The sequence below is a fragment of the Bremerella sp. TYQ1 genome (assembly GCF_020150455.1).
In the GTDB taxonomy this organism is placed as follows: Bacteria; Planctomycetota; Planctomycetia; order Pirellulales; family Pirellulaceae; genus Bremerella; species Bremerella volcania_A.
In genome coordinates, this window is sequence record NZ_CP083740.1 from 4,339,359 (window position 1) to 4,365,484 (window position 26,126).

A 26,126-nucleotide genomic window follows, 5' to 3' on the forward strand; every position below is an offset into this window, starting at 1 on the left:
AAAAACCTCTCAGGACTAATTGGTGCGTCAAGACGCACCCTATCTGGCAGCTAATCTCACAGCATGCCTAATCGTTTCTTCTTACCGGTCCCGGGCCAGCGGCATGACGACGTAGTCGTAGTTGTCGTCTGTGCTGAACAAAGCGGCGCTTTCGGCGTTTTGGATGTTGAGCGTGAAGTTGCTTTCGCTGCCCAACACTTTGTAGAAGTCTTGCACGAAGCGGTGGTCCATCGTGATCTCGACATTCTCGCCGTCGTAAGGGATCGGAATCTCGACGCGAGAATCGCCCACCTCGGCCGTAGCGCTGGAAAGGACCATCGAGCCGTGACCGAAGGTGAAGTCGATCCCACGGCTCTCGTCGGACGTCACAATGGCGGCCTGGCGAAGCGCGGCGAATGCAGGACCAACTGACAATTCGATGTGGGCCGCTTCGCGCTTCTCGGGAAGCACATCACGCCACTTCGGAAATCGCCCTTCGACCAAGCGGGCATAGATCGTAGCTGGGCCAACTTTAACGAGTACGTCATTGGTGCGCGATGCAATCTGCACAGTCGCATCCAAGTCGGTCAAGCTGCGTTCGATTAGCTGCATGGCTCGCGATGGAATGATCGTCATCGCGTCGCTGTTGCCGTGCCCTTCGACTTGCGTGGCCGGCCCTTCCATCTTGGCCAATCGGCGTCCGTCGGTTGCAACCGCGGTGATGCTGCTTTCGCCCAGTTCCAACAGCACGCCGCCGAGTGCGTATCGACCACTTTCAGTATCAGTGGCGAAGAGCGTGCGGCGAATCAGTTCTTTGAGAACCCGAGCCGATACTTCATGGTACTTACCCTCGGCGAACGTTTGCACGGTGGGAAACTCGTCGGGGTCTTCGCTCGACAATGTGAACTTGCTGTGCTGTGCTTGCACGACTGTCCGCGATTCTTCGCGTTGCATGCTGAGTCGCTCATCGCGAACCTCCTTCAGGATGGAACCAAACCGTGCGACAGGCAACACCATGCTGCCGGCTTGTTCAACTTCAATGCCTTCGACCTCGATGCGAACCCCGATTTCCATGTCGGTGGCCATCAGGATGGCGGCCTTTTCGGTGGCGTCGAGTTTGACGTTTTGCAGGATCGGCTTGGGACTGCGGCTAGGTGCCACCATGGCTGCCGTCTGGAATGCCGTCTGAAACTTCTCGCGATCGAACGTGATTTTCATGGAGCTCGTGAATCCAACAAATGTCTTCTTAGTAGTTTTTCGAAAGAGTAGTAGTAGTAAGGCGACGCCTCGAGCTGTCGATAAGTGTCATCTCAGTCATGTTTCGCTCGAAAACGTTCGAATCAAACGATACCTGAGTGGGTGTGAAAAACCTGGCAATATCCCGTTGGCTTCCTGTCACTTCGGCGTCGACAAGTTCGCTAGCGGTGTCGGTCGTTTCTCGCGGCGTCGATAACCCATTCGCTGTCGACATCCACGCACACAATACCAACACCTTTTCCACTACTCCGTGTGTAGGGTCCGCTGTGCGGACGTGTTATTACGTTTGATGTAATGCTCTCATCTTCCGTTTTCCTTCGACTCGAATGCAGCTTATGCAAACGGTTCGAAGGAGGCAGCATGGTGGATCCACCACACTGAATCTCGGTCCGCATAACGGACGGTACGGGGCGTTACCCGCTTCGAAATTCATGTCGCCATGTTCACTCGGCGCTACGCTGCAAGATGCTTTCTCGCAGCTCGGCGACCGCTTCTCGCAGGGCGACATCTTTCTTCAGTTTCGCTTCCACACTACTGACCGCATGCATCACGGTGGTGTGGTCGCGTCCGCCGAAATGTTTTCCGACCCCCTTCAGGCTTTCCTCGGTCAGTTGCCGAGCCAGCAGCATGGCCACGCTGCGTGCCTGAACGATACTTTGCCGCCGCGAACTTCCCTTCATGTCGGCAACCTTCACGCGGAAGTACTTGGCCGTCATGTTGGCGATGCTGCGAAGGCTGATCTTGGCTGTGTTATGTTCGCTTTGCAAAAGGGAATCAACGACGGCCGTATCGATCACCTGGCCGGCCGACGTATTCGCGATCAGCCGATTCACAATTCCGCTCAACTGAAGCAGCCCGTGTGGAAACGCGGTGGCCAGCTTCTGGGCGGCCATCTTGGTGATCTGTCGATTATGTCGCGTCGCGATTCCTTGAATCAGGACTTCCCGCGTTCCCTGCTCTGGCAACACAACAGGAACCAACAGCCCGGAAGATAAACGGCTGCGAAGTTCGGCCGAAAAGCCTTCCATCGCAATCGGGTTTTCGCGGCACGAAACCAACACCGTGCATCCGCGACGTTCCAGTTCGTCCAGCAAATGCAGCAGCACTTGCTGCATCGAGGGGAAGTGCAACAGTTCGTGCAAGTCTTCCAGCACCAACACGTCGGTCCCGAAGAACTCGGTCCGTGTCTCGTTGGCGGTCTCTTGCCGCAGGGCAGCTCCATATTCTCGGGCAAAGTCGCTTCCGGTGATTGCCAGGATTTTCAGATCGGCGTCTTTTTCGACCAGAACGCCGGTCAATCCTTGCAACAAGTGCGATTTGCCACAGCCGCTAGGGCCATACAGAACCAAGGGAGAGAACTGCGAAGCATCCTGCTTCAATGCCTCGACCGCTGATTGAATCATGCGGTTCTCTGGCCCCGCCACGAATGGGCGCAAACCTTCAATGGATCGCTTGACGGATCCGTTAAAGGCTGGGTCCTCCTGGCGAACCCAAGGCAAGGCAATGGTGATGATCTCCGTAACCACCGAAACTCCGTCTGTGTCTAGTCAGACAACGTGGAAAAGCTCATTCGGTGAAGTTCGTGTCCTTGCCTATCTCGTTTTGCACGTGGCCGCGCAAGGATAGATAACAACACAAACCTCTCAAACCCCGAAGGGGTGGCAGATAATAGCCAAGTGCGTCAGCCCCTTGGTATCGATCCACCAATCTGTTTGAGCCCTGAAAGGGCGACCGAAATTCCAATGGATGCCTTCGGTCGCCCTTTCAGGGCTTTCGCGAGAAGTAGGATCGACGCAGACTCAAATCAATGGGCGGTACCGATTTTTGAATCGCGACCACCCTGAAACGATCGAGCCATTCGTCCCTCCGAGGAACCCTCGCGAACGAAGCTCCGATTATAGAGGTTTTCCACAGGGAAAACTAGTCTGGGAAGCCTTTTCGAGTCGGTTTTACGATCGACGTAAACGTTTGACACAATTGAAGATACGACTTGCCACTTCGTCCACCTCGGGCTCGGTCGTGAAGCGGCTCAAACTTAAGCGAATTGAGCCAGAAATTACCTCTTCCGGAAGCCCCATCGCAATCAGTGTCGGCGAAGGCTCCGAAGACCCGCTAGCACATGCCGATCCCGTGCTGCAGGCCACCCCAGCCATGTCCAATGCCATCACCAATGCTTGCCGATCAAGCCCTGGAAATGCCACGTTCGAGGTATGCGGTAGCCGTGGGGCATCCTTACCGACGATGAAAACCTCGTCTTCGCCGATCAAATCGACCAAAAGCAGCTCCAGTCGATCGCGCAGCCGTTCCATTTCCGCCGCAGCGTCAGGCAGCGACTCAATCGCCAACTGCAACGCTCGCTCGAAGCCGATCGCCAACTCCACGCTTTCGGTCCCCGGCCGCATGGCCAATTGCTGCGAACCCCCAAACATGCTGGCGTTCAGTTTCACATGATCGTCGAGCACCAGGGCCCCGATCCCCCGCGGGCCATGAAACTTATGGGGCGTCAGCGTCATCGCCGAGGCTCCCAGATCGCGGAAATTCAGGGGCGTTTTGCCGATTCCCTGAACTGCGTCAACATGCAGCGGGACCTGTTTCGCTCGGCAAATTGCGGCAATTTCGCGTATCGGCTGAAGCACTCCGGTCTCGTTGTTCCCCAGCATCACGCTGACCATCCGAGTCGGTTCGTCCAGCCATTGCTCTAGTGCATCGAACTGTACCACTCCGTTCCCATCGACAGGGAGCCGGCGAACGGAAACACCCCGCGATGCCAGTTGATCGGCCGCTTCACTGACCGAAGGGTGCTCGATTGCCGAAACGATGACCTGGCCGCTCGTTTCTTTGCCGAGTCCAAACAACGCTAAGTTATTAGCTTCCGTCCCTCCGCTGGTGAAAACCAATCGATCGCTGGCAAATCGCGTGATTTCGCCGCCAACTAAATTGAGAATGGTTTCACGGCAGTCATCCAGCCGACGCCGCGACTTCTGCCCGGCTTGATGTTGGCTTGAGGGATTAAAGAAAGCCGACTCATAGGCCTGGCTAATAGCTTGGGCGACTTCCACGGCCATCGATGTGGTCGCATTGTTATCGACGTAAATCACTTTTCAGATTCATCTTCCGAGGATTCTTCTGCATCGGAAGTTTCGTCTTCCGCCGTTTCTTCCTTTGCCGCCGCCGGCAGTTTATCGAGAAGTTCCTGGGCTTCTGTCGATGTCGGGCTGAGCCGCAAAACTTGCTCGAAGCAGAAACGAGCCCGCTTGGCGTCCTCGGCGTCTTGAGCTGCTTTGCCGGCCTTCAGATAGAGATCTTCGAGGAACGCGTTGAGGCTGCCTTTGCCGATTTGTTTCTGCTCGTTGGTGCGACGGTCTCGCTGATTCTTCGTCAGGTTGGCCAGTGCAACGTCGGTGGTGTCGGTCTTTTCGAGCCATGCCTGCGAGATCGGGTTATCCTTCTGCCGACTCAAGTCGAGCATGTGGTGCAGGATATCTGGCACCAGGATGTACATGTTCCCTTCGGCCGCCTTTTGAATTTCTGGCCACATCACCGCCGCATAGCCAGGATTGACCTGGTTCCAACGGTCTAAGTCGATCGCCCCAAAGCCGTTGGACATCTCGAGATAATCGACCAGGATCTTGGCATCACTTTCAAAGTACTCGCCGCCGGTCATGTGCGTGACGGTGACCCATTCCCGGTTTTTCGGTTTCTTCCCGGATGAAGTGATCCACTTATTGCTGATCAGATCGAGCTCGAGATTTCCGGTCTTATTGAAATAGTCGGTCGCCGACATCCGCATGCCAAACGCCTCGTAGTAGGTAAATTGCCGTCGCTGAAACCCGTCCGGCGAAAACTGCACACCAGTATGCGCCGACGTACTAAGCGTGATCGTTCCCCCAATGACAAGCACGACCAACCCAATCAGAACGACGACAAACACACGAATCATCGTCTGATTCTGAGAAGAAGCACCAGGCGTCGAACTTCGGGCAGCAGAACTCAAGTGATTGGGGCCTGTTTTTTATAGGACTAATAGCGCGTGTCATGCTCGCGTTTGCGACGACATGTGCCGGAAGTTAGTTTTCGGTGTTCAGGTTTCAGTCGTGAAAGATACTGAGACGCCCGAGCGATAACCTGGGCGACCAACGGAAACGGGCAGTTTCCATCTCTCTAGTTTAGTATCTCGCGGCGGCGTTGACGAGAATCTACTTACAGTTCGAAGAATCCCATGATCCCCTGCTCTTCCCCGTAATCGTGCCGCGAGAACAACTGGGCGGCGTAGGCGGCGGGGTCGATTTGGTCGGCCGGTTCGCTGGGGTGCCCGGTCCATGCGAGCCATTCGTTTTCCAGCGTGTCGAGCCAGTCGTTGTTGACCGTCGGCAGAAAGACGCGGCCATGGTCCAGCATATGGATCAACTTCACCGATCGGGTCACTTTGTCTTGGCCGCCGGTTGCGATGGTGCTTAGCGGCAGTTTCCCGCCCAGCACGTCGACAGTGGCCTGACCGAGCTTTTCGTTTTCGATCCACATGCCCGATGGTTTCCACTGTTGATGCGTATCAGCGATGGCCTGGCAAAGCTGCTCGAAGCCGACTTGCTCGCGCCAGCAAGATCGCAGGGCCATGCCAGCCCAGGGGCGATAGAACAAATCCCACACTTGAATCACGCTGTAGCTAGGCATGCCGCTGGTGCGCTGCTTCGCTTTGTCGCGGCTCGTTCCCGCCGGATCGATGGTCGCTACGCGAACGCAATCGGCCAGGTTCACTTCCGTGAGAAACAAGTCGTTCTTACGATAGAGCAACAGCTGCTGGCCATTCTCGGAAAGATCGAACCGACGCAGCCACGACGGTTTAATCAGCCCTTCCTCGCGCACTTCCCAGTCGCCGGAAAGAAGCCGTGCACGCTCGATCGGATGTAGCATCGCGAGACTGGCGGCGTATTCTTCTTCCAACACGGCCGGGTTATCGCAGATCTTCGCAGGAACGAACGCCCGATTCTTTTTCGTGAAGCGTCGTCCGCCGTCGCGTGGCGTTGCTCCAGTAATGAATCGCCGCTTGACCCACCCATGGCCAGGACCGCCGGGGTTAGTGGCTCCGCGCATTCGCAGCGGTACGTCGATATCGCTCGATCTTCTCAGCCGACTGAAGAGAAAGCGGTAGTCGTTCTCGTCGAACTCGGTCAGTTCGTCAAACGCAATCAGTTGATACTCGCTGCTCCCGTAACGAAATCGGTCGCGGCTGCCGGCCAGGTAACCAAAGCTGATCGATGCGGCCGCTCCCTTGGTCGGGAAGATCCACCGCTGCGACGTCGCGTTCCACTTCGCATCGGTTCCGCCGAACCATTCCGCGGCGCGATCGAGCAGCCCGCCAGAAAGCCGCAATCGGGCGAGCGTCTTTCGTAAGATCAACGCGCTGTAGCCTGGCACGTGTACGTACTGCAGTGCCGCCATCAACAACGCTTCGCTCTTGCCGCCGGCCGCCGCTCCGCCGTAAAGCGCTTCGGTTTGCGGCAGCGAAAGAAAATGTTGTTGCCGCGGCCATGGCTGATGAGGGCAATACTTATTCCACTTCGGCGGTTGGCTTCCCGTCAGAAGTCGTTCGACTTGGGCCAGCTGCTGCGGCGTCGCTTGGGTAACCCACGATGCTAAGAATCGCTTCTCGTCGCTGCTCAGGCGTAAGCTGACACTCATCGACATTCTCCTTTAGCTGAGTGATTCCCGATCGGGTCTCTTCGCGAAGTTTCCGAATATCGGCCAATAGCCGCTGAGCCAATTGCAAGAAGCGAACGTCGGCTCGTGTGCCGTCTCGCGCCGCTTCCTGCTGACTACGACGCCAGGCCTGCATCGCTTCGCTGTATTGCATTTCCAGTCGCAACAAGTCGGAAACGGCCGTCAATTCCGGCTCTTCCGATTCCTCTTGAAAGACCTGTAAGCGGTACGCGCGAACGCTTTTCACGTTGGCACGAACCGTCGACTCGACCACGTGATACTTGGTCGCCGCCTCGCGATACGACATGCCGTTCAGCTCAATGTCTTCGTACATCGACAACGACTTGATGCTCGGCGTGTTCTTCCGTTTCGCCATCCTGCTTCCTCCTTTCAACCTTGTAGGGTCCGCTGTGCGGACGCGTTAAATGGTTGTCACAATCGGTCCCTGTCGATTCCAAATCGATGGGTAGGGTGCGCATGCATGACGGACCCTGCGGAATTACCCGGCGTATCGAAACGACATCACCGGGCGACCGAACGAGCTTTTCACCGGCTTGCCGTTCTTCATCCCCTGCCCTCGCCGGCCAATCGGACTTCGCTTGGTCAAATGCCAACGCTCGCTGCGCTGGCAATGCCGCAAAATGCTAGGGTGCCCGGCGGTGATGTTCAGAACGAACCCTTCGCCGCGTTGCCGCTGGGCCACTTCATCCAACAGCCGCGAACCGATCCCAACGCCTTGAAACTCCGGCAGCGTGACAATCCGAGCGACTCGCTTATGTCCGCGATGTCCCCACAAACCGATCAGGCCAATGATCGCCACTGGACGTCCTTCGAAGCTGGCCGCAAAGAACTGCGCTGCCGGCAAGTCGCCGCCGCACAAGTAATGATGCGGCGCGAACGACGCCCACAACGAACGCGAACAAACATCGATCTGCAAATCGATTGACTTTGGCGAAAACGCATTCCACGTGCAGTTCGCTTCATCCAAGTCGACCACCCAATCAGGCGCCAACCAAGGAAGCACATCGCGGTGGCAACCGACGGCAACAAGCCGTTTCGCGAAGCGTTCTTTTCGCAGCGCGTTGCCGATCGCCAGCGCTCCGAACTTGGCCGTCGTTCGATCGAGTACGCTGGTAAATTCATCGACAACAACCAGCTTGTTTCGCCGCAACAGTGCGTGGGCCATCTCCGCACGAAACTGCTCTCCTCCGCTCAACACACCAAACGGCCGCAGCCATGTTGGCGTGCTGCCGAGGCCAACGGCCGTTAGCGCGGCGGTCAATTCATGGATCGAACGCTTGGGCAAACCATCGATCATCGCCAGCGCTGGCGGCCAACGTTTTCGCTTGCCGATGGCGTCCGGGAATGCGGCTTCGGCGATCGACGTTTTGCCGCTGCCCGAGTTCCCCACGATCGCGCCGATCGTCCAAGATTCGTCGAGGGAAGGAACGTCCGCATGCAGCTGAATCGTGGTCGCTTGTTCGGCCGAAAGGTCAAACATTCCTTCGACCTGGGCGACGCGAAACGACCTTGGCACGGCGCATATTTTCTCCGTCATTACACAAGTCATCACCAACTCCTCTGGCGTCAAGCGGACGCAGAATGCCTAGAACGTTTCAGTGCAGAATGGGACGTGATTCGACACGCCGCGCTTTGATTGGGTAGCCCGTGGTTGCTTGCAACCCGGGGAGCGAAGCGAATCGAGGTTATCAGCGTGAAGGTCGAAGCAGCCGAATCAGAAAACCTCGATTCGGCTGCGCCTCCCCAGGTTGCAAGCAAATTGGGCTACCCAGAAGTGCTCAGCGGCGTTTCGCTTACTTCATATTCCGCATGAAGCCGAATGCGATCAAACCGAGGCCGGAAAAGCCAAGCACGCTGAAGAAGATTGTCATCATCATGTCCCCTTGCCCCATGAAGAACCACAAGCCGAGGGCCATCATAATATCCATCACGCCGGCCATCATCAAAATCGTCCCCATCGGGACCTGACCGCGACGTTTCCCAAAACCAAGCTGCCGTTTCATGTTGTGTTCCTCAAAAGGTTTTTTGTAAATGTTGTCAAATGTGTGATTGCAAATTTCGGATCGGATAGCCGAATTGTTATCACCACTCCGCTATCACTCTTCCCGTCTTAAACGTTTTACAACGTGAGCACGCGGCATTTGAAGTTCTGTTGGGTTAAACGTTCGTACAATTTTTGTTGTTCCGACTCGCTTTCGCAATCGATCAGCAAGTGGTATCGCACCGTTGGGGAAGTTGGTTCCCCTGATCGAACCAGCGCCGCTCGAGTTTCCTTGGTGATGCAGCGGTTATTCGTTTTCTTCGTTCGTTTCTTGGTCGTCATTCCGAATTTCCTTCGCGAATCGCTTCGATCCATAACAGCCGCAATTCAATTTGTTCGATCCGTTTTGCCGCGTCCAGATTTTGGGTGAGCGACGTTTCGATGCGCGACAATCGTCCTTGCACGCTGAAGGCCCACGGAATGGCGGCGGTCAGGATGCTGACGCCGGTTCCGACAAGTAGAGTTAACGCACCAAAGGCCAGTTCCGCACTCATCAGTTGGTCTCCTTCGGAGGAATGGGTTCGACTTGATTCACGTCGATCGGTCGGCCATCTTCGGCATAAAACGTGACGCGAAACTCGGTGCTTTCGGGATCGAGGGCGACCGTTTTTGGCGGTGGCTCTGACGCTTTGGGTGGGTCAATTGCCGCGGTTGCTGGTTCGTTCCAAAGAGCCGGCAGACCAAGTCCGATCCCTGTTCCACCTGCCAGCAAACCGCCTGCGAGGACCAACAGCGAAACGAGGTTGGGCCCATGGTTGGTCGTGGTTTGCGTGATGTTCACGTCATCATCCAGCGGCAGGTCGAGGGCTTTCCGCGTTGCCATTTCGCTGAGTCGTTGTTGCCGCTGGTGACTCTTCGTGAATGCCCCGTACAGTTGTTGTTTGTCGATGCTCATCGGCAGTTTCCTCGGAAGATGGTGTAACTTCGGGAAGCTCGTCGGTCTCAGGCAACTCGACTTCGTCCGGCTCAGATTCTTCTTCTTCGCTCGAATCTTCGTCGACTTTGGCTGCCGTTTTCCGCGCGATCAGGTCGGCCGATTCGGTCCAACGATCCATGAGTTGCCGCCGATCTTTTTCGCCCCCCTGAACAATCCGCCAAGCAAGCGTCTCGGCCCAATCGGTGTCGGTGGTCGTCATACGTTTCGCCTCAGTAAGGTCCGACATGCGGACAGAAACGAAGTGGTCAATAGAAGATGTTATGCATTGCAAAATCATCTCGAGGAAATCCCGAGAGCGATGCAGCAGACCCGACGGGATGAAGCGGCATCCCGCCGGTTTCGCTGCGAAGTTTACGCGGTCGGTGGCGTTTGAACGCCGGCTCGGAAACCGGCCAGGTCGGTCGCGACACCACTCTTGGCGACTTCCTTCGCCGCGGCCGCATCCAGCAAATCGGTGGCCGCCCACTTGTCCAAACTGACTCGCTGCTGCAAGTCCATGACATTGGTGTGGGCACGCGCCATGGCAGCCAAATTGGAGGCCTGTTCCCCCATCAACAACGTCTGCAAATCGATGGTCATGGTGAAAAACTCCTGAGAAAAAGGAAGGGAAGTTTGGGTTTAGTTGTCAATTTTCAATGTTCAGAAAGATCCGATCCCCTCTACCCTCAGGGGAGAGAGTTAGGGGTCTTCTTTCGGAATCGGATCGAGCGTTACCTCTTGGGTGCCATGCCCACGAAGATGGGAATATGACATCCATTCGTTCAGGCTCTGACGGTCCGGTTACTTCCGCACCGGTTCCACTTTCACGCGGATACTTCCGGCGATTTGTTGGCGGACGAGTTGGGTCAGCCGCGTGAGATCGACGTCGGCAGGATTACCTGGCGGTCCTTGCGGGCCGCGTGGGCCTGGTTGGCATTGGATTGCCGCGAGCTGCTGCTTCAATTGGGCCAGTTCCTGCCGCAGTTTTTCGAGTTCCGACGAAGGTACCGCTGGCTGTGAAGGAGTGGCAATTCCCGAGGAACTGGGGCCAGAAATGGTCGGTGGTCTTCGCGTAACAGGTCGACTCGGGGCCACATATCGAGGTGGCGAACAACCGCCGGCCGGGCACTGCCATTGCGTCAGAATTTGCCGGCATTGACCCACCTGCGTACCAACGACTGAACTGCCATCGGTGCCCCAAAGCACGCCGACAAGCTGACCATTTTCGCTGAGAATCGGCCCTCCTGAATCGCCGCCGCGAGCCGATCCGGTCAGCAGCATCGTGTCGGAAAGCTGCGTGGCGAGATACTTGTCGCGGCCGTAGCCGGTGACTTGACCGACGTTGCCGAGTAGTTCTCCGGAGCGACCATAGCCGACCGATATGACGGTCGTTCCAGGGGATGGATAACTTTCGGCCAACGAGATTCCAGCGACATCATTCGGCGGCGCATCGAGCTTCAGCAAAGCCAGATCCCAAACGCGATGCTGCTTCAAAACGGTCGCGGTGGAAGCGGCTCCGCTGGGGAACGAAACGACGACCCGCCCGATTTCGATCTGACCATTATGACTGTCGCGAAAGAGATGATCGCAAGTCAGCACGTAGCCATCGCCGAGGTAAGTGCCGCTGCCGCCGCCATAACCTCGATTGTCGATCTGGACAATTGCCGAACCGGCCGCCGGAGGGATGGGACTTTGAGCGGCTGCCACCTTTGCGAAGATGAGCAAGGTGGCGAGCGCGGAAAAAAGACGTAAAGCAAGCATGACAGACACCTCGTTCGCAAGAAGGAAGAACCGATGCGAGTTTGATGTCTGTATTCTATACGAATGTACAGGTATTCGTCAAGAAGTATTTAAGACTATTGCACGTCTTACTTATAAAGGAATAACGGGCAATTGGCCGTTTCCAGCATTTGGTTGGTCGACGAACCGAACAGTGTTTCCTTGAATCCGCCACGTCCGTAGGCCCCCAGAACGACCATTCGCGGGCTGAGTTCTTTGACTTTCTCGGCAAGCATTTCCACGACGCGACGTTCTTTCGGAACGTAGTGCAGCTGGGCGCTTAAACCGTGGAATTCGAGAAACTTAGCAGCTTCCGTCAAACGTGCTTGAGCCTTCGCTTCTTCACCGGAAATGCTGACGACATGGATCTCGGTTTGCGGCCCGCGGATTTCCAAAAGCGTCCACATTTGCAGCGCATGTGCAGCCGGATTGCTACCGTCGTAAGCGATCACAACGCGATGATTATCCGGCATCTGCTGAGGATAGACGACGACGGGTCGAGCGTTATCTACCAACAACTTACGTACCGTCGCACCGACGTCTTCGCTGGTCTCGTAATGGAAGTTTGTGTCCCGCCCGATCAGGATGACATCGTGACTTAACGCTTGCCGTTCGATCTGCTCGTACGGCAAGCCTTCGCTGCGAATGGCCGTGTGCGGAATGCCGACTTCATTACAGCGTGCTTCGAAGTACTGAAGGATCTCGTCGGTGCGTTCCTGGGCTTCTTTGATCAGCGTTTCATCGCGTTGTTTCTTGTACGCGCCGGCGCCGATCGGCAAGCTTGTCGGAGCTTTAATTCCAGGGATATCCACCACTGCAACACCGGACAAATGGATGGCGTCGATTCGGCCTTCGTTGCGTGCCGCGTACCGTTGGCAGAAGGAGATCGCCATTTCCAACGCGGTTTGACTAGAGGGAGAATTGTCGAGGGCGATTAGTGCGCTGCGGATCATGATTCTGTTTCCTTCCTCAAAGGCCAATTCGGACCGATATAAAGCCGCGAAAGGAGTCGTTGTTTCCTACCAACCAAAAGACCTCCGCCGCCTATATTTATTGTAGCATTCCAGTGACCGTTCCGGGATGGCTGCGGGGCCGATTTCGACAGATCGTTTCCCATCCCGATGGCTTAGCCGGCGGCGATGCCACGGACCAATTCCGGGTCGCCCCCTTGGATTAAGAAGAACATCACCGTAATGCCAACGGTCACGGAAAGCCACATCGCTCCGAGGGCGACGAGCGTGAACATGCCACTGTCGATGCCGGGAAGCAACGTACTTTTTTCGGGACGCAGCGGGTCGTAAAACACCGTCAAATGAGGCATTTGTTTCAGCGATTCCTGCAACAGGCGATGCTCTTCTCGTTCGCTGGTCGGCCCATAACTAAAAGCAATCGTGTTGCCCTGCTGCGGCCGGCCGCCGGCATCGTACTCGTATGTTGCTATCACTTCGTAGACGGTTCGTCGCGATTTGCTGCTCTTTTGCACGCTTTCTTCCACGATGGCGTCGGTAAGTCGACCGGACGTTTTCTCCCAAGATCGACTACGCCAACCGACGTATAAATCTCGCAATCCAAAGCCAACAATGACCAGGCCAATCAGATTGAATCCGCCCATCATCAGCGCTGCAATTATCTCTTTCATCGTCGTTTCCTTTCCAGCTATCGGACAGCGCTAAATGAATGGTGATTGAGTCGAGCCAGGCGGCTGGGAAGTTCTTTCACCGGGCTTTGCAGAAAGATCAATGAGAACAGCCCGCCACAAAATCCGAGCCAGGCACCACCGAACACAATCGGCAAATAGGCACTGCGATAAATGCCAACCGCAAGCGTACTTTCGCGAGGATCGGACGGGTTGTAGTACACGCGAACGTATTCAGACTTGTTCAGCTTTTTATGCAACCAGGAGTGCATGCTTTTGTTGTTGGTGCCGTTGTAGCCGTAGGCAATTCGATTGCCCTCGAAAGTTTGTCCGTCGACGTTGTACGCGTAGCGAACGTCGCACTTCCAAGTCGTTTTATGGTCGCTGGTGTGCGAGTTGAGCTTGCATTCGACGACGTTCCCCTGCACCGCAGGCCATTCGGTTGTCTGACTTGCTTGAACCAATTGCAAGATGCCGTATCCCAGAAACCCGACCCCAAAGCCAATGAAGATCAGCACGAACAGAATGGGAAACAGTTTGGACATGGGTCTCTCAAAAGAACACGTATCGAACAAAGCATTGCGGCGCCTCACTTCCTAAAGTTCGATCACGATGCGCAAATGTTGCCTAAATTTCGAAGTTCAGCCGACATTCCCCAGACGAGTGCTATCAGATGATTCCGATTGTAGGGGAAACATGGCCGATCCCCTCGTGTGAGGAGGTCGTGGTCTCAGTTCAGCAAGAAAGAAGGGATACAGGGCTCTCCGACACGAAATTCATGTCACCTACCCCATCGCATCGTGTCTCCAAGGGGCGTCGGGCAATTTCCCCAAAGTTGTCAGCGACCGCGCTTCCCCCATTCATGCACGTGAGGTTTTGATGATGATCGTAACTACCCTTTCTGCCGGAGCTTGTCTTTTTTACGCGTTAACGTCCATTGGAATGACGGCCTATTGGGCATGGCGGGTCTGGGGAAAATGACGACCCTGATTCGACCGAGCATAGAGGTCAAGAAATGATAAAGGGCGACCGCTTTTGTCGCCCTCGTTGTTGGTTTTCTGTCGAGACTGTCGGCCTGCTAGTACATCGACCGCTGTAGTGTCGCGAGCTGTTCTCGATGTCGTGATTCGCACTCGCGCATCTGCTGGTCGATTGCTGCTTCTTCCTCGGCAGAACGAGCGTGCGCGAGAGCTTCTTTTAAACGCTGCATTTCAAGTTCAAATGCCTCGTTCGCGGCGGCTATCGCAGGATTTCGACCGAGTTCGGGAAGACCGTTCATGACGTGTCTCCTTATTCAGAAATAGGACGAATAAGAGCTCTATATTCTGGTTTAATCCATGACTTCGTTTTCCGCAAAGCCCCTTCTTCCGGATTGCTCGATATCGCGAGCAAAAGGTAGAAAGTTACCGGAAAATTACTCGCCCGAATTGCAGATTTCCTTTACATTCAGGCGCAACACCCACGCTTCCCCGCAATTCTTATCGACCCCCATCTTGTCCTGATGGAACTCGCCCCATGAGTGCCTTTCTGATCTTGCTTTCCCTGCAAGCAATTGCCTGGGGAATCGTTGGCTTTGGGGTCGCGACGTTTTGCCTTCGACTGCGTTGGAATTTGGTGGGCGGCGTCCTCCTGATTTCTCTGGGTTATTGTCTTCCCATGGCGGTTGGGCAAATCGCGTTAGCTCTTAGTGGCAACCATGCCCGCATGCGACTCTTGGACGCGATTTGGGTTATTGGCATGATCGAGTTTTCGTACGAAGTAATGCTCTTGGCTTCGTGCGCAGGATTTTTGCTAGGGGCTCTCGTGGGAACCACCGCAGGTCTGTGGCCAACACGCGACAACGAGGGAAACCGCTGCCGAGGAGCGCTGCAGTGGACGCCATGGAAGTTGGTCGTCGCTGGTCCTGTGGCACTGCTTATGGCATGGACATTGTTCTTTCTGGCAGATGTTCGCGCGAAGTCTCGCTTGGCTGAAATTCGTACGAAGCACCAAGCGATTCTTGACGTTCAAGAAGATGTCGCTCCCAGACTTCAAAACGACGCCGCGATGGTGCATGACGCATTGATGTTGGCAATCATGGAAGATCAACAGCCAGACTGGGTACTTGCCGGCTATCGACAACGCGCCGCCGAGAGAAAACAACATGTTGCCGTTTCGTTCTACGACTACGAACTGCTCAACTTATTGGCCGCTAACTACCGAGAAGCTCAGACTGGGCGAGACTTTGTGACGCGTCATGAAGAGCCATTTTTGAAGCTGCGGCGGAGTGTGCTCGACGATGGTCTTGAGTATCGCCACTGGGATGTTCAAGTGGCGCGCTTCGCTGCGCTACATGCGATCGTGCAAGTTGAACAGAACGATCTCGATTCGGCGCTGCAAGACTTGAAACTGTTACGCATCATGGCCATGCAGTCGATCGACAAGCGAATTGAAGATTCATTTGTCTTCGTCGAGATGGAGGACTATCGCAAACTCGTTTTTCAAGCCGTTCTGGCAACACAGAGTCCTGTGCCGCCGGCATTCTACGAAGAGATTCTGAAAGACATCGGTGACTTTGGTCCCAGTTTTCGTCGTGGGTTGAAGCGGCAACTCAGTAAGAAGACCGTCGAGATGATTGATCGACTTCTGAACGAAGGGAGCCAAGCCGAGTTTCGATTTCAATCGTGGTTTCAACAAGCGGCCGAGCGAATCATTTATCAAGAGCATATTCCCCGTTCGCTGCCCCGGATTGAAAACCAAATCAACCAGGCGTTTCTGCCGAGTGCGGATCCAATTCGTGCGAACCTGCAAGCAAGCTTTCCATCGATGTGGGATTTGAATGAAGCGTGGATGATCCGCTCAGGTTTTTCATCGTATGCTTATTCGGCGTTTGACTACCGAGCCCGCTATTACACCCGGGAAGAACTGATCAAAGCGGTTCGTGTTCTTGAACAGCAGCGTGACGAGAAAGGACGCTTTCTTACGCAACAAGAGTTTCTTTCAGCGACGACATCCCAAGACTTCAATCCGGCGGCATCGATCCTTTACGTGACGCTTCACGACATGGAATCGGGACAAGCCGAAGGTGCCGTCGTGTACGGGAAAAAACATCACTTGGTGTCGGATGGACTTGGCTTTTATCTCGGCAAATCGATCTTGCCGATCATCCAGTCGACGGCACCAACGTATCGCGTTCGACCCCAGTCATCGATGACTGCCTGGGAACTAAAGCACGTGAAGAACAACCCGCTCCGACTGTACATTCCGCACCCGAAAGCTAGCACGACCGATCCGGGCCAATCGATGGATTAAAAATCGCATCGAACTCTCTCGAACTGTTTGATTCTTCACACGTATGGAGCGTTCAAGGATTCGCTGCACCGTTTCCATAACGTCTGTAAGAAACAGCGTGAAGGAGAAGAGATTCTGTGAGAAAGATCGTCTATTTTGTCACGGCCAGCTTGGATGGATACATCGCTCGGCCCAACGGAGCCATCGACTGGCTGATACAAGCTGAAGGAGATGAAGACTTCGGGTTCTCTGAGTTCGTCCGTTCGATCGACACCGTCGTCCAAGGCCGCAAGACATACGAACATGTGCTGGAGTTGGGCCCTTATCCCTACGCCGAGCAGAAGAACTTTGTTTTTTCCCGCAAGATGCTGCAATGCCAGCATGCCGAAGTGGTCCGGCAACCGGTCGCTGATTTCGTACGGTGGATTCATACTCAGCCAGGCAAAGATGTGTGGCTAGTCGGCGGCGGGCAGCTTGCCGCATCGTTTCTTCACGTCGGTGCGATCGACGAGTTGAAAGTATTCATACAACCGATCCTTCTCGGCGAAGGCCTTCCCTTGGTAACGCATATTGGCCGAGATACACGTTTGAAAGTGAAGAACTCGCATACGTTCCGTCAAGGATTGGTGCAAATTGACTACGAAGTGCTGCGCTAAACCTGCCAACGCTACCGTTACAACTTAACGCGTTGACCTGCCTTAATCCCTCCAACGAATAACATTCGCTGTTTCCGTTATCCTTTTGCTGCCGAACGTTCTATTACAGTGCTTGGGCGGATTGTTCCCGTTAAACGGAATGCAGGCACTGCTATTAGAGAGGGACATCGGATGGCGGTAACGAAGCAAAATCGATGGGGCTGGTGGCTAGTTCTCGGAACAACATGCTGCACCGGCTGCGTGCTGCCTTACTCCGAACCGGTGACATACACCGAAGAAGTCGTTCCCTATGCTCCGCCTGTGGTGTCGCAAAAGGAAACGGCCTCCGAAGTTCAATTGGTCGATCACCAAACGGTCGCGAACGATGCGCCTCCGTTGGACCTGATCCCGACAGCCATTCTTCCGCCTCAAAATGATGTGGTGGAAGAACCTGTGTTCAGCGTAGCCAAAGTTTCGCTGCCGCCGAGTTTGCCAACGCTGGCTGACGAAGGTTTGTCGCTCGAGCAGTTGCAAGACATCGCACTCGCGAACAATCCCACGATTCTGCAGAGCTCGGCTTCGGCGCAAGCCGCTTCCGATTATCGACACCAGGTAGGACTTTCTGCGAATCCGATCGTTGGTTACTCTGCCGCGCAGTTGGCCGATCAAGGAACCGACCAGCACGTTGTTTCGGTGGAACGAGAATTTGTCACCGGGGGCAAGTTAGACCTCAATCGCAACGTACTGGGACATGCCGTCGAAGCCCAGCGCTGGGATGTCGAATCGCAGCGATATCGCGTGCTGACGGATGTTCGTTTAGCGTTTATTGATGCCCTGGTCGCTCAGCGGCGTATTGAAGTGATTGACGATTTCCACCCGGTCGTCGCCCAAGGGGTCACTGTTGCCGAGCAGCAGTTCAAAGCAGGCGAAGCGGCCCAGTCAGATCAACTGCAAGCCGAGATTGCTTTGAACGAAGTGGAAGTACTTCGTCAACAAGCCGAGTTCGCCTGGGATGCGGCCTGGCAAGAGATGGCCGCCACCGCAGGCGTTCCAGACATGCAGCGAAGTTCGCTTTCCGGAAAGCTGCATCCGCAAGTCGGAACACTCAATTGGGATGAAATCTACGGCAGTCTCTTAGGTAGCAGTCCAGAGCTTCGCGCGAGCTACAGTCGAGTACATAAAGCTCGATCGAACATGTCTCGGCAAGAAGTGCAGAACATTCCAAACGTCATCGCAGAACTGCAAGCCGGCCACGACAACAGTACCGGCAGCGGGATGATCAATTTGTTTGTTGGAGCTCCGATTCCGGTCTTTAACAACAACAGCGGGAACATCTCGGCTGCCTATCGCGAATACTGCCGAGCGACGCACGACGTGAAGCGTGTCGAGATGTCTTTGAAGGCTCGACTTGCCGAAGTCTCGAAAGAATACGATTCGGCACGCATCGCTGTCGAACGTTACGAGCAACAGATTCTGCCGAAGGCGAAGCAAACGCTTGATCTGGCCGAACGAGCCTATTCGGCCGGTGAGTTCTCGTTCATTCAAGTGTTGATCGTTCGTCGAACTTACTTCGACACAAACCTTCGGTACATCGCCGCACTGGGGGACTTGGCCAAAGCCCACGCTCAGATCGATGGCCTGCTTTTGACCGGCGGTTTGGATCAGCCTGGCGAGTTCACCGATGGCGACGCACTGCGTGGCCAGACATTCGGTCAACAGTAACTTTAATTGCTGGCGAAGCCATGCCGACGTCTGGTTCGGCATGGCAAAGTTCTATCTTCTGCATGACAAAATAGCGGAGCACAACTACGCGTTTTCGGATTGCCGCCATTTGTGGGGGAGCTGAATAATAGAAGCCACCGAGCCTGACATGCGAGTGTCGCTCAACGCTTCTTCCTTCATCCCCCATCTCTCTTCAAGGCCTTCCTATGAAAACCCCTTTGTCCATGCGCCGCGCGTTTACTTTGGTCGAATTGTTGGTGGTGATCGCCATCATTGGTGTATTGATCGCGCTGCTTTTGCCTGCCGTGCAACAGGCTCGTGAAGCGGCTCGGCGAATGCAATGCACGAATAATCTCAAGCAGTTCGGTCTCGGGCTGCACAACTTTCACGATACCTTTGGCAGTTTGCCGGCAGGAAGCTATACGCCAGATACGCCGCTGAAACATGATCGAATGAGTGGTTTCGTGACGTTGATGCCGTTCTACGAACAGAACGCTGCGTACGAGTTATTCAACATTGAAGAGTCAGTTGATCACGCAACCAACGCGACCGCCATTGTGACGCTGGTCGACATGCTGTTCTGCCCGTCCCGGCGCAGCCCAACCGATGGTCCATCCTCCAGCCATTACATGCAAACTTGTTCTCGGGGGGATTATGCCTTTTCAGCTGGGGGCGAAGGGAGTCACTGTAATACCGACAATCCCGAATTGTTTGATGGAATGTTCAGCCGTTTCGGCAAGATGCAGTTCTCGCAAGTCACCGACGGCCTCTCGAACACGATTGCCATCGGAGAAAAACGGATCGAACGCCGTGACGATGTGGAAACCGATGCCACACTTCGCAACATGGATGGCCCTGCGTATCGTTGGGGCTTTCACTCGACACGTAACTTCAAGTCTCCGTTGAGCTCTCCCCTGCTGACCTCGTTGAACGATCTTGATGCGAACTTTGGTAGCTCCCACGCTGGCAAGGGTGTGAACTTTCTTTTCGGAGATGGCTCGGTTCATTACATTCCGCAAACGGTCAACTGGACGGTGATGCAGAATCTTGCTAACCGAGCCGACGGCAATCCCGTGACAATTCCTTAACGTAAGCCGACTGATTGTTAGCTTTTCATCCTATCTATCTGCAGCGAACGGGAGGCTGTCGTGTTTACTTTTTCTTCGAGGCGTCAAGTCAATTTGACGCCCATGGCTTGGTCGATTGCGTGTCTGATTCCTTTGCTGGCCGCATTCGGCTGTGGCAACGAAAATGAATCGATCGTCCGCGGTAAGGTGACCTATCAAGGGAAGAACCTGACCGGCGGGACGATCTTGTTTAATCCGCTCGACGAAACGCAGCCCTCAGCTCATACGGCCATTCAAGAGGATGGGTCGTACGAGATCACCGCGATTGCCGGCGAAAACAAGGTGATCATCAACTGGTATTCGGAAGTTGATCCAACCCTTGAGCCTGGTGATGCCGGCTATACGATTCCGAAGCCACTGATTCCGCCCAAGTATTCCAGTATCGATTCGACTCCGCTCGTGCGAACCATCGACAAACAGGAAGCGGTGATCGACTTCGATCTGGAATAGGGTCAGCAGCTAAGCTTCGTCTTTCAAGCCAAGCTTGTCGTCCGAAACGGCCGGAACCAGCCAGCCGCGTTGCCCATTTGCTTCGTTCTTTCCACGGCCGATAAGAAACTTGCCTGGTTCTAGTGGAACGATGCCATACGAAGCAAAGTAAGGAAACCGTTGCGGCTGTTGAAAGTCGGCCGTAGTTCGCAGTAGTTCATTCGGCTCGCCATAGCATCCGAACCACCATTGGTCGTCATGAAATGCGGCCGTTTGAATGCCGAGAAATGTCTGGCCGCTTTCGATGACGTGACGCTTGCGAAACTTGAAGCGGGGATCGTATTCGTAAACGTAGTTCACCTCGATATTGCCAGGCAAACCTCCGACGACAAAGAAGCTACCGTCTTGATACTCCATGCCGCCGGCGCCATGGACGACCTCTTGAACGGGATGCTTGTCGACCAGTTCGAGCGTGTTGGCGTCGTAGACATAAACCCAAGAGTCAGCCTGACCAGCCGGTTGATTGAATTTGCCCAGATTTGTAGCGACAAAAATCTGGCCTGCATGATGGCATAGATCGCCATGATGATTCGGGACATCGATGGCGTGAAGGAGGTTTCCTTCGGCATCGGTCTTTACCAACTTCGTGGTAAACGACCAATAAAGCTGCGCGTTGTTATCGGCGCAAACTCCTTGCAGATGGCCAGCGTAGTGCCCTGGGCAGTCGATCTTTTGAAATGGCAACCGCTTGGTATCCGGGGAATCGGCAAACACGTTCGGTGCGAGTCCGAGCAGCGCCGACGTGACAAGCGTGTTCCGCAGAAGCGACCGGCGGGACAAATTGTTTTTCATGGTCACTTAGTCCTGCATTACGCCAGAGGCTCGAAGTACGGTTTCGTGCACGGCCAAGTCATGCTGGCGATCCCAGGCAAGTTCTTTCTCGCCACGAATCACTTTGGCCAAGTCGATGAACTCGCCATCGTAGCGACCACCCTGACGCTTCAAACTGAGGTGCTGCGTTCCTTTTTTAAATTCGCCGTGTGCCTCGGTTAACGAGAGATCGACTTCGCCGGATTCGAGGGGTTTGATTTCGATCGCACCACCGGAACCAGCGACTTGAAATCGCCGACGAGGGAAGCCAAACGGATCGAGATGATTGCAGCGTACCGTCGCCGTTGCTTGCGGATAATTGAGCACCGCCAGTTGATTGTCGGCGAAGGTATCTTTCGGAGCTTGGGTTCGCTTAATGAACGTAACAACTTCTTCCGGCTTGCCTAACAGGGTGACGACTGCATCGATTAAGTGACATGCCAACTCGAACATGCCGCCGCCATCGTACTGGGCTAGATCGCGTCGCAGAGCGGGGGAAGCCAGCTTGCCCATCATCGCGTCGATTTCGTAGATCTCGCCCAACCACCCTTCCCTGGCAGCTTGAAACAGCAGTTCAAATGCCGGGTTGTACCGCAGCATGTATCCCATCTGAATCGTTCGCTTCTTCGTATCGGCAGTCGTGCACAGTTGCTGAAACGCGGAAAGCGATTCGCCGGCCGGCTTGTCCATATGAATATGCATCCCGGCATCGATACACTGCTTGGCTGTCGGAACCAAATTCCGCACGTCGGTCTCGACCGCCACTGCCTGAAGACCTGGCGTACTGAGGAGTTGTTCGATCGTCATCGGCTCGAGCCCTTGATAAGGCTTCCGCTGCACGGCTCGTTTCGCCGCCGCAAGATCTGCCTCGGCCAGGCCAACCACTTCGTAGGTGCCAGACAACGACCGCATCGCATCCATCTTCCCCGAAGCATGCGCATGCGAAGCCCCAATCTGACCCACTTTAATCTTGCCGCTCGAAGAACTCTCAGCCGCATGGACACGCGTGGCCAAAGCTGCAACCGCGGCTGTCGTAGCCGTAGAAAATTGGCGTCGGGTAATTTTCTTCATGATGTTCGCCATTGATAACTAGTTAGTCGATCCAAAGTCCTTTGGTAGCTTCCCTCCACTTCTGGTGATTTGCATAGCGCCAGAACAAGCGGTCGCCGTAAATTCGTTGGTACAGCTTGAAATGGCCACCGTCGTGGAAGGTCTCGATGAAGTAGGGAGTCCGACCAAGTTCAACATGAACCCTGCGTTTCAACTCCCCTTTGTCTTCCCAGGTTTCTAACCAACGTCCATCAGATTGTCGTCGAAAGACCAAGCCTTTTTCGCCATGCCATTCGACGCGCTGAGTAGGTTCCGGGCTTTGGCGTTCAACCGCTTTCAAAATTTGCTGCCGGATAATATCTTCGCGTCCGATCGCTTTGAAAAATTTGTTCGCGTCGGCGTCGGTTGCATCGATTCGGACGACTTCGGTCCAAGTTTCGGTCGCTTCTTTGATCTTGCCATTGCCGGCTTCGGAACGCGCGAGGGCTTTGAGCTCTTCAATTACTTTTTGCTCTAACTCTCGTGTAGCTTTGAGATGTTTATCACGCATGTCTTGGAGAATCTTGTTGAACTTCTCCTTTTGCTCTTCCAACTCTCGGCGAACTTCGTCTCGCGGAGAAGGATCTTGCGCGATGGCCGATGACACGGGCCATTGCCCGGAGAGCATAATCACCGTAACTACAACAATAGTTGGCCGTCGTAAACGGTTCATTCGATCCATGCCCCATCTTCTCCTAGATTCCATTCCTTATCGAGATAAGCTTTCCAATAAAAATGGTCGGGATAAAGGATATGTTGGACGCGAGAACTGCCATTGCGATTAAACAGTTCGACGTGATACGGTGAACGCGACACTTCCCGGTGTACCCTCTGACGCTCTTTCGTTGCCCACGATTCAAACCATGTCCCGTCCGGAAGCAGGCGAAAATTGATTCCGTTTTCTCCTTGCCATTCCGTGCGACGCTTAGGAAAAACGACCTCGCGTTGCGACGCTTTTTCCAATTGCTGCTGCACAATGTCCAATCGCCCAATTGAACGGAAGAACTTTTTCGCTTCGATATCGGAGGCGTCGATTTCCAGGACACTGGTCCAAGTTTGCGTTGCCTCGGCGATCTCGCCTTTGCCCGCTTCCGACTGAGCGATCGTTTTCAATTTTTTGACGGCTTCCGCTTCCGCTTCTTTAACCGCTTTGGAATGCTTCTTTTTCATCGCGTCGAGCGTATCGTCCAGCTTTCGCTGCTTCTCGGCGAAGTCTTTGACAATGTCTGCGCGCGACTTCGGCGGTTGAGCCGGCTGTTGTGCTTCGCAGTGTGAAGAAACCGCATGAAAGACGACGAGGACGACCAATGCGACTAGGGGCCATCGCATAGAGGAACTCCTGATTTTCGGAAAACCTGGCATGGTTCTGGGTGGGGCAGGAAGCCCACGCGAAAGGAGGGATTGGAACGTGATTAGAAGTATAATCCATATCCTGGCGAATTTCTCGTCCAATCCTGTCACACGTCTTCCTGCCAATTCGTCTGTTGGATGAGTCCCCTTTTTCCCCTCAATTCATTAGGAAAACCCCAACATGCTGCGAACTGCTTTAACTTTGGCTATGGGAATTCTCTTGGGCACGGCCGGACTGTTGGTGGCCCAGCATCAAGCGAAGTCGACTGTCGTGCCGATTTCGAGTCGTGACATTGTCGAGAAGTTGGATGGGCACGACGCGAAGGTTTCAGTCGTCGAAGTCCAGCTTGATCCACTTGGCGAAGGGATGCCCCATCGCCATCCGGGGCCTGTTTTCGGTTACGTACTGGAAGGCAAATACGAACTTGGAATCGACGATCAACCGACCAAGATCTTCGAGCAAGGCGAAACGTTCTACGAGCCGACCGGCTGTCTGCACCGCGTTTCAAAGAATCCGCAGTCGAACGCCAAGACACGTGTGATCGCGGTGGTGTTGCATCCGCGCGATGCCAAGCAACTGGCGATTCCGGAACCGATGGACAAGCCTTAAGATAAATGTCCATGGCGTCGGCGAGCCAAGTCTCATCGGCGCACTCTCTCCCTCTGCGATTAGATTGACGCCCCCAATGATGAATTCCCCAACGCGAAGTCTGTTTCTTGCTCAATGGTTTCTTCGAGTGGCGCTCGCTGCTTCCTATCTGTCAGCGGTGGCCGATCGCTTTGGAATGTGGGGATCGCCCGGCGAACCTGGCGTCGCTTGGGGAGCGTGGGGCCCGTTTATCGAGTATGTGGCATTACTCAACTGGTTCGCCCCGGCGGCACTGCATGGACCGCTGGGCTGGATCGCAACGATTGCGGAAGTGATCATTGCAATCGGCCTGTTGATCGGTTGGAAGCTTCGCTGGTTTGCCAATGCGTCAGGCGGTTTGTTGCTCGTCTTCGCGATCACCATGTCGATTGCGACTGGTATCAAGTCTCCGCTCGATTACTCGGTGTTCACTGCGGCTGCTGCGTCGTTTCTGCTGGCGTCCCTTCCTTCGCGAGACGCAACGGAATGACAACCTGCAAATGAAAAAGAAAACGCTGGAACCGATTGCCTACGCTTGTTAGATTCTCGGCATCTGATCTCCAACAGGCGTTCCTGGGCTCCCTATGTTTCTTTTCCATGCCGCGGCTTATCGAATCATCCAACGATGCTTGGTTCTATGGCTTCGTTGTTTCCGTTTTCGTCGGACTGACTTTTTTCAGGTAGACCGATGATCACGATTGTCCGCCGTTTGTTGTTTGTCACTTGCCTCTTGGCGATCGGTCCGGCTCAGCAGTGTCTTTCTCGTTCGACGTCCGACACGATGGGACCGCTGTGGATATTTACCTGGGGAATGGACTCAATCGGGGTCGTACTCGCGCTGTGGTTAGTCGCTCGGACCGCTGTTTGGAAGACCTGGCAAGGATGGCTTCGTGTTGCCATTTATGTTGCTGCGTACACGTACGGTCGAATGCTCTTTAGTGCGACGCAAGATTGGTGGGTCGATCAAAATGCTGGCTTTCGTTGGCCAGGGCTCGACTACCAAGACTATGCTCGACCGGCGATTGATTTAGTCTCGATCGTGATGCTGACGTGGCTTGTCATTCCTGTTGTCGTCTTTCTACGAATTCAACTCGCTTCGCCAGAGGAACTTGCTCCACGAGAACGGCGGTTCACCATGTTCGGACTGATCGGCTTTGTTACGACGGTCGCCGTTGGCATGGGCATGATCCAGTTTCTGGCAACCGAGTATGCCCCGGAAACCGCCTACAGCTACGGATCCCCTTCCAGCGTTCTTTGGAACTGGTTGACGACGAACCTACCGTACAAGTTACCACCCCTGGCCGCAGCCGTGCTTGTGCTGTGGGGACTGACGAAACGGTGGTGGGTGGCGCCGCTTGTACTGGGACTTGCTATCTGTGTGGATGCACTGGGAACCCAGTTGATTGCGTTCATCATTGAGCAAACCACGGGTGAATCTAAGGGAGGTATCCTTGGCGACTCTCATTCCAGCCGATGGCTTTACGTGGGCGGGCGAACTTTCACACTATGGGGCGCCTTCGCGGTGGCGAGACTTCTTAACGTGCGCCCGTTCTTTGGTGGCGAGAAAACCGACAGCGAGTAGCTTGCTTTGTTTCGTTTCTAGATCGACGAGCAGCGCCCCGAGTTAATTGGTTTGCTGGCATTGCTAATGAATCGTGACAACGGCTTTTTTAGTAGTTT

The 26,126-nt window shown here is 54.7% G+C and carries 30 protein-coding genes; 8 read left to right on the top strand and 22 right to left on the bottom strand.

Translation table 11 applies throughout. From position 1 onward, the window contains the following. Positions 1 to 81 precede the first annotated feature (81 nt). The 18 genes from dnaN to LA756_RS17435 all read right to left on the bottom strand — a co-directional run bounded on the left by dnaN (position 82) and on the right by LA756_RS17435 (position 14,605). Positions 82 to 1,197 (bottom strand): DNA polymerase III subunit beta, encoded by a 1,116-nt coding sequence (gene dnaN / locus LA756_RS17350; protein ID WP_224435985.1) that lies wholly within the window; start codon positions 1,195 to 1,197, stop codon positions 82 to 84. Between the two features lie 482 nt (positions 1,198 to 1,679). Further along, the gene (locus LA756_RS17355) at positions 1,680 to 2,639 is read right to left on the bottom strand and encodes a DnaA/Hda family protein (RefSeq protein WP_261362044.1); all 960 of its coding nucleotides are present in this window, start codon (positions 2,637 to 2,639) and stop codon (positions 1,680 to 1,682) included. A 546-nt stretch (positions 2,640 to 3,185) separates the two neighbouring features. Then, complete coding sequence (locus tag LA756_RS17360; RefSeq protein WP_224435987.1) at positions 3,186 to 4,334, bottom strand: cysteine desulfurase family protein; 1,149 nt, start codon at positions 4,332 to 4,334, stop codon at positions 3,186 to 3,188. Then, the gene (locus tag LA756_RS17365) at positions 4,331 to 5,176 is read right to left on the bottom strand and encodes a hypothetical protein (RefSeq protein WP_224435988.1); all 846 of its coding nucleotides are present in this window, start codon (positions 5,174 to 5,176) and stop codon (positions 4,331 to 4,333) included. The genes LA756_RS17360 and LA756_RS17365 overlap by 4 nt, the downstream gene beginning before the upstream one ends. Before the next feature lie 260 nt (positions 5,177 to 5,436). Continuing rightward, positions 5,437 to 6,675: a terminase family protein gene (locus LA756_RS17370; RefSeq protein ID WP_261362118.1), complete on the bottom strand. Its 1,239-nt coding sequence runs from the start codon at positions 6,673 to 6,675 to the stop codon at positions 5,437 to 5,439. Between the two features lie 109 nt (positions 6,676 to 6,784). Beyond that, positions 6,785 to 7,309 (bottom strand): hypothetical protein, encoded by a 525-nt coding sequence (locus LA756_RS17375; protein WP_224435989.1) that lies wholly within the window; start codon positions 7,307 to 7,309, stop codon positions 6,785 to 6,787. A 123-nt stretch (positions 7,310 to 7,432) separates the two neighbouring features. Continuing rightward, positions 7,433 to 8,470 (bottom strand): GNAT family N-acetyltransferase, encoded by a 1,038-nt coding sequence (locus LA756_RS17380; RefSeq protein ID WP_224435990.1) that lies wholly within the window; start codon positions 8,468 to 8,470, stop codon positions 7,433 to 7,435. A 277-nt stretch (positions 8,471 to 8,747) separates the two neighbouring features. Continuing rightward, positions 8,748 to 8,957, bottom strand: coding sequence for a hypothetical protein (locus tag LA756_RS17385; RefSeq protein ID WP_224435991.1), 210 nt, complete (start codon positions 8,955 to 8,957; stop codon positions 8,748 to 8,750). A 116-nt stretch (positions 8,958 to 9,073) separates the two neighbouring features. Next, the gene (locus LA756_RS17390) at positions 9,074 to 9,277 is read right to left on the bottom strand and encodes a hypothetical protein (protein ID WP_224435992.1); all 204 of its coding nucleotides are present in this window, start codon (positions 9,275 to 9,277) and stop codon (positions 9,074 to 9,076) included. Next, complete coding sequence (locus LA756_RS17395; protein WP_224435993.1) at positions 9,274 to 9,489, bottom strand: hypothetical protein; 216 nt, start codon at positions 9,487 to 9,489, stop codon at positions 9,274 to 9,276. Before LA756_RS17395 ends, LA756_RS17390 begins: the two co-directional genes overlap by 4 nt. Next, complete coding sequence (locus LA756_RS17400; protein ID WP_224435994.1) at positions 9,489 to 9,818, bottom strand: hypothetical protein; 330 nt, start codon at positions 9,816 to 9,818, stop codon at positions 9,489 to 9,491. The genes LA756_RS17395 and LA756_RS17400 overlap by 1 nt, the downstream gene beginning before the upstream one ends. Beyond that, complete coding sequence (locus LA756_RS17405) at positions 9,781 to 10,131, bottom strand: hypothetical protein (protein ID WP_224435995.1); 351 nt, start codon at positions 10,129 to 10,131, stop codon at positions 9,781 to 9,783. The genes LA756_RS17400 and LA756_RS17405 overlap by 38 nt, the downstream gene beginning before the upstream one ends. 152 nt (positions 10,132 to 10,283) lie before the next feature. Beyond that, positions 10,284 to 10,511, bottom strand: coding sequence for a hypothetical protein (locus LA756_RS17410; RefSeq protein WP_224435996.1), 228 nt, complete (start codon positions 10,509 to 10,511; stop codon positions 10,284 to 10,286). Positions 10,512 to 10,712: 201 nt separating this feature from the next. Continuing rightward, on the bottom strand, positions 10,713 to 11,672 hold the full coding sequence (locus tag LA756_RS17415) for a serine protease (RefSeq protein ID WP_224435997.1): 960 nt from the start codon (positions 11,670 to 11,672) through the stop codon (positions 10,713 to 10,715). Between the two features lie 107 nt (positions 11,673 to 11,779). Beyond that, positions 11,780 to 12,643: a universal stress protein gene (locus tag LA756_RS17420; RefSeq protein WP_224435998.1), complete on the bottom strand. Its 864-nt coding sequence runs from the start codon at positions 12,641 to 12,643 to the stop codon at positions 11,780 to 11,782. Between the two features lie 173 nt (positions 12,644 to 12,816). Further along, a complete protein-coding gene (locus LA756_RS17425; protein ID WP_224435999.1) occupies positions 12,817 to 13,329 on the bottom strand; it encodes a DUF3592 domain-containing protein in 513 nt (170 codons plus the stop codon). Positions 13,330 to 13,346: 17 nt separating this feature from the next. Continuing rightward, positions 13,347 to 13,871: a DUF3592 domain-containing protein gene (locus tag LA756_RS17430; protein WP_224436000.1), complete on the bottom strand. Its 525-nt coding sequence runs from the start codon at positions 13,869 to 13,871 to the stop codon at positions 13,347 to 13,349. Between the two features lie 533 nt (positions 13,872 to 14,404). Further along, positions 14,405 to 14,605, bottom strand: coding sequence for a hypothetical protein (locus LA756_RS17435; protein ID WP_224436001.1), 201 nt, complete (start codon positions 14,603 to 14,605; stop codon positions 14,405 to 14,407). 236 nt (positions 14,606 to 14,841) lie between these two features. On the opposite strand from LA756_RS17435, the gene LA756_RS17440 reads away from it, so the two are divergent. The 5 genes from LA756_RS17440 to LA756_RS17460 all read left to right on the top strand — a co-directional run bounded on the left by LA756_RS17440 (position 14,842) and on the right by LA756_RS17460 (position 20,530). Continuing rightward, entirely contained in the window at positions 14,842 to 16,617 is a 1,776-nt protein-coding gene (locus LA756_RS17440; RefSeq protein ID WP_224436002.1) for a hypothetical protein, read from the top strand. A gap of 116 nt (positions 16,618 to 16,733) precedes the next feature. After that, complete coding sequence (locus LA756_RS17445; protein WP_224436003.1) at positions 16,734 to 17,252, top strand: dihydrofolate reductase family protein; 519 nt, start codon at positions 16,734 to 16,736, stop codon at positions 17,250 to 17,252. A gap of 171 nt (positions 17,253 to 17,423) precedes the next feature. Then, entirely contained in the window at positions 17,424 to 18,953 is a 1,530-nt protein-coding gene (locus LA756_RS17450) for a TolC family protein (protein WP_224436004.1), read from the top strand. 206 nt (positions 18,954 to 19,159) lie between these two features. Beyond that, on the top strand, positions 19,160 to 20,041 hold the full coding sequence (locus LA756_RS17455) for a DUF1559 domain-containing protein (RefSeq protein WP_224436005.1): 882 nt from the start codon (positions 19,160 to 19,162) through the stop codon (positions 20,039 to 20,041). A gap of 60 nt (positions 20,042 to 20,101) precedes the next feature. Then, positions 20,102 to 20,530 (top strand): hypothetical protein, encoded by a 429-nt coding sequence (locus LA756_RS17460; protein WP_224436006.1) that lies wholly within the window; start codon positions 20,102 to 20,104, stop codon positions 20,528 to 20,530. 9 nt (positions 20,531 to 20,539) lie between these two features. Here LA756_RS17460 and LA756_RS17465 read toward each other — a convergent pair whose 3' ends face one another. Genes LA756_RS17465 through LA756_RS17480 form a run of 4 tightly spaced genes read right to left on the bottom strand, consistent with a single transcriptional unit; the run spans position 20,540 to position 23,797 of the window. Next, positions 20,540 to 21,361, bottom strand: a complete 822-nt coding sequence (locus LA756_RS17465) for a hypothetical protein (RefSeq protein WP_224436007.1) — start codon at positions 21,359 to 21,361, stop codon at positions 20,540 to 20,542. Between the two features lie 6 nt (positions 21,362 to 21,367). Next, complete coding sequence (locus tag LA756_RS17470; protein ID WP_224436008.1) at positions 21,368 to 22,450, bottom strand: Gfo/Idh/MocA family protein; 1,083 nt, start codon at positions 22,448 to 22,450, stop codon at positions 21,368 to 21,370. Between the two features lie 22 nt (positions 22,451 to 22,472). Further along, positions 22,473 to 23,150, bottom strand: a complete 678-nt coding sequence (locus LA756_RS17475) for a hypothetical protein (protein ID WP_224436009.1) — start codon at positions 23,148 to 23,150, stop codon at positions 22,473 to 22,475. Continuing rightward, entirely contained in the window at positions 23,138 to 23,797 is a 660-nt protein-coding gene (locus LA756_RS17480) for a hypothetical protein (protein ID WP_224436010.1), read from the bottom strand. Before LA756_RS17480 ends, LA756_RS17475 begins: the two co-directional genes overlap by 13 nt. Before the next feature lie 202 nt (positions 23,798 to 23,999). On the opposite strand from LA756_RS17480, the gene LA756_RS17485 reads away from it, so the two are divergent. The 3 genes from LA756_RS17485 to LA756_RS17495 all read left to right on the top strand — a co-directional run bounded on the left by LA756_RS17485 (position 24,000) and on the right by LA756_RS17495 (position 26,028). Then, the gene (locus tag LA756_RS17485; protein ID WP_224436011.1) at positions 24,000 to 24,428 is read left to right on the top strand and encodes a cupin domain-containing protein; all 429 of its coding nucleotides are present in this window, start codon (positions 24,000 to 24,002) and stop codon (positions 24,426 to 24,428) included. 76 nt (positions 24,429 to 24,504) lie between these two features. After that, entirely contained in the window at positions 24,505 to 24,936 is a 432-nt protein-coding gene (locus LA756_RS17490; RefSeq protein WP_224436012.1) for a DoxX family protein, read from the top strand. 198 nt (positions 24,937 to 25,134) lie between these two features. Next, on the top strand, positions 25,135 to 26,028 hold the full coding sequence (locus LA756_RS17495; RefSeq protein ID WP_224436013.1) for a hypothetical protein: 894 nt from the start codon (positions 25,135 to 25,137) through the stop codon (positions 26,026 to 26,028). Positions 26,029 to 26,126: the final 98 nt, after the last annotated feature.

Coding starts and splice junctions, on each gene's coding strand:
- LA756_RS17365 (WP_224435988.1), bottom strand. CDS start 5,176: ATGATTCGTGTGTTTGTCGTCGTTCTGATTGGGTTGGTCGTGCTTGTC.
- LA756_RS17420 (WP_224435998.1), bottom strand. CDS start 12,643: ATGATCCGCAGCGCACTAATCGCCCTCGACAATTCTCCCTCTAGTCAA.
- LA756_RS17430 (WP_224436000.1), bottom strand. CDS start 13,871: ATGTCCAAACTGTTTCCCATTCTGTTCGTGCTGATCTTCATTGGCTTT.
- LA756_RS17485 (WP_224436011.1), top strand. CDS start 24,000: ATGCTGCGAACTGCTTTAACTTTGGCTATGGGAATTCTCTTGGGCACG.
- LA756_RS17440 (WP_224436002.1), top strand. CDS start 14,842: ATGAGTGCCTTTCTGATCTTGCTTTCCCTGCAAGCAATTGCCTGGGGA.
- LA756_RS17375 (WP_224435989.1), bottom strand. CDS start 7,309: ATGGCGAAACGGAAGAACACGCCGAGCATCAAGTCGTTGTCGATGTAC.
- LA756_RS17405 (WP_224435995.1), bottom strand. CDS start 10,131: ATGACGACCACCGACACCGATTGGGCCGAGACGCTTGCTTGGCGGATT.
- LA756_RS17425 (WP_224435999.1), bottom strand. CDS start 13,329: ATGAAAGAGATAATTGCAGCGCTGATGATGGGCGGATTCAATCTGATT.
- LA756_RS17390 (WP_224435992.1), bottom strand. CDS start 9,277: ATGACGACCAAGAAACGAACGAAGAAAACGAATAACCGCTGCATCACC.
- LA756_RS17470 (WP_224436008.1), bottom strand. CDS start 22,450: ATGAAGAAAATTACCCGACGCCAATTTTCTACGGCTACGACAGCCGCG.
- LA756_RS17410 (WP_224435996.1), bottom strand. CDS start 10,511: ATGACCATCGATTTGCAGACGTTGTTGATGGGGGAACAGGCCTCCAAT.
- LA756_RS17370 (WP_261362118.1), bottom strand. CDS start 6,675: ATGGCGGCACTGCAGTACGTACACGTGCCAGGCTACAGCGCGTTGATC.
- LA756_RS17395 (WP_224435993.1), bottom strand. CDS start 9,489: ATGAGTGCGGAACTGGCCTTTGGTGCGTTAACTCTACTTGTCGGAACC.
- LA756_RS17400 (WP_224435994.1), bottom strand. CDS start 9,818: ATGGCAACGCGGAAAGCCCTCGACCTGCCGCTGGATGATGACGTGAAC.
- dnaN (WP_224435985.1), bottom strand. CDS start 1,197: ATGAAAATCACGTTCGATCGCGAGAAGTTTCAGACGGCATTCCAGACG.
- LA756_RS17415 (WP_224435997.1), bottom strand. CDS start 11,672: ATGCTTGCTTTACGTCTTTTTTCCGCGCTCGCCACCTTGCTCATCTTC.
- LA756_RS17465 (WP_224436007.1), bottom strand. CDS start 21,361: ATGAAAAACAATTTGTCCCGCCGGTCGCTTCTGCGGAACACGCTTGTC.
- LA756_RS17455 (WP_224436005.1), top strand. CDS start 19,160: ATGAAAACCCCTTTGTCCATGCGCCGCGCGTTTACTTTGGTCGAATTG.
- LA756_RS17385 (WP_224435991.1), bottom strand. CDS start 8,957: ATGAAACGGCAGCTTGGTTTTGGGAAACGTCGCGGTCAGGTCCCGATG.
- LA756_RS17355 (WP_261362044.1), bottom strand. CDS start 2,639: ATGATTCAATCAGCGGTCGAGGCATTGAAGCAGGATGCTTCGCAGTTC.
- LA756_RS17495 (WP_224436013.1), top strand. CDS start 25,135: ATGATCACGATTGTCCGCCGTTTGTTGTTTGTCACTTGCCTCTTGGCG.
- LA756_RS17480 (WP_224436010.1), bottom strand. CDS start 23,797: ATGCGATGGCCCCTAGTCGCATTGGTCGTCCTCGTCGTCTTTCATGCG.
- LA756_RS17435 (WP_224436001.1), bottom strand. CDS start 14,605: ATGAACGGTCTTCCCGAACTCGGTCGAAATCCTGCGATAGCCGCCGCG.
- LA756_RS17475 (WP_224436009.1), bottom strand. CDS start 23,150: ATGGATCGAATGAACCGTTTACGACGGCCAACTATTGTTGTAGTTACG.
- LA756_RS17490 (WP_224436012.1), top strand. CDS start 24,505: ATGATGAATTCCCCAACGCGAAGTCTGTTTCTTGCTCAATGGTTTCTT.
- LA756_RS17450 (WP_224436004.1), top strand. CDS start 17,424: ATGGCGGTAACGAAGCAAAATCGATGGGGCTGGTGGCTAGTTCTCGGA.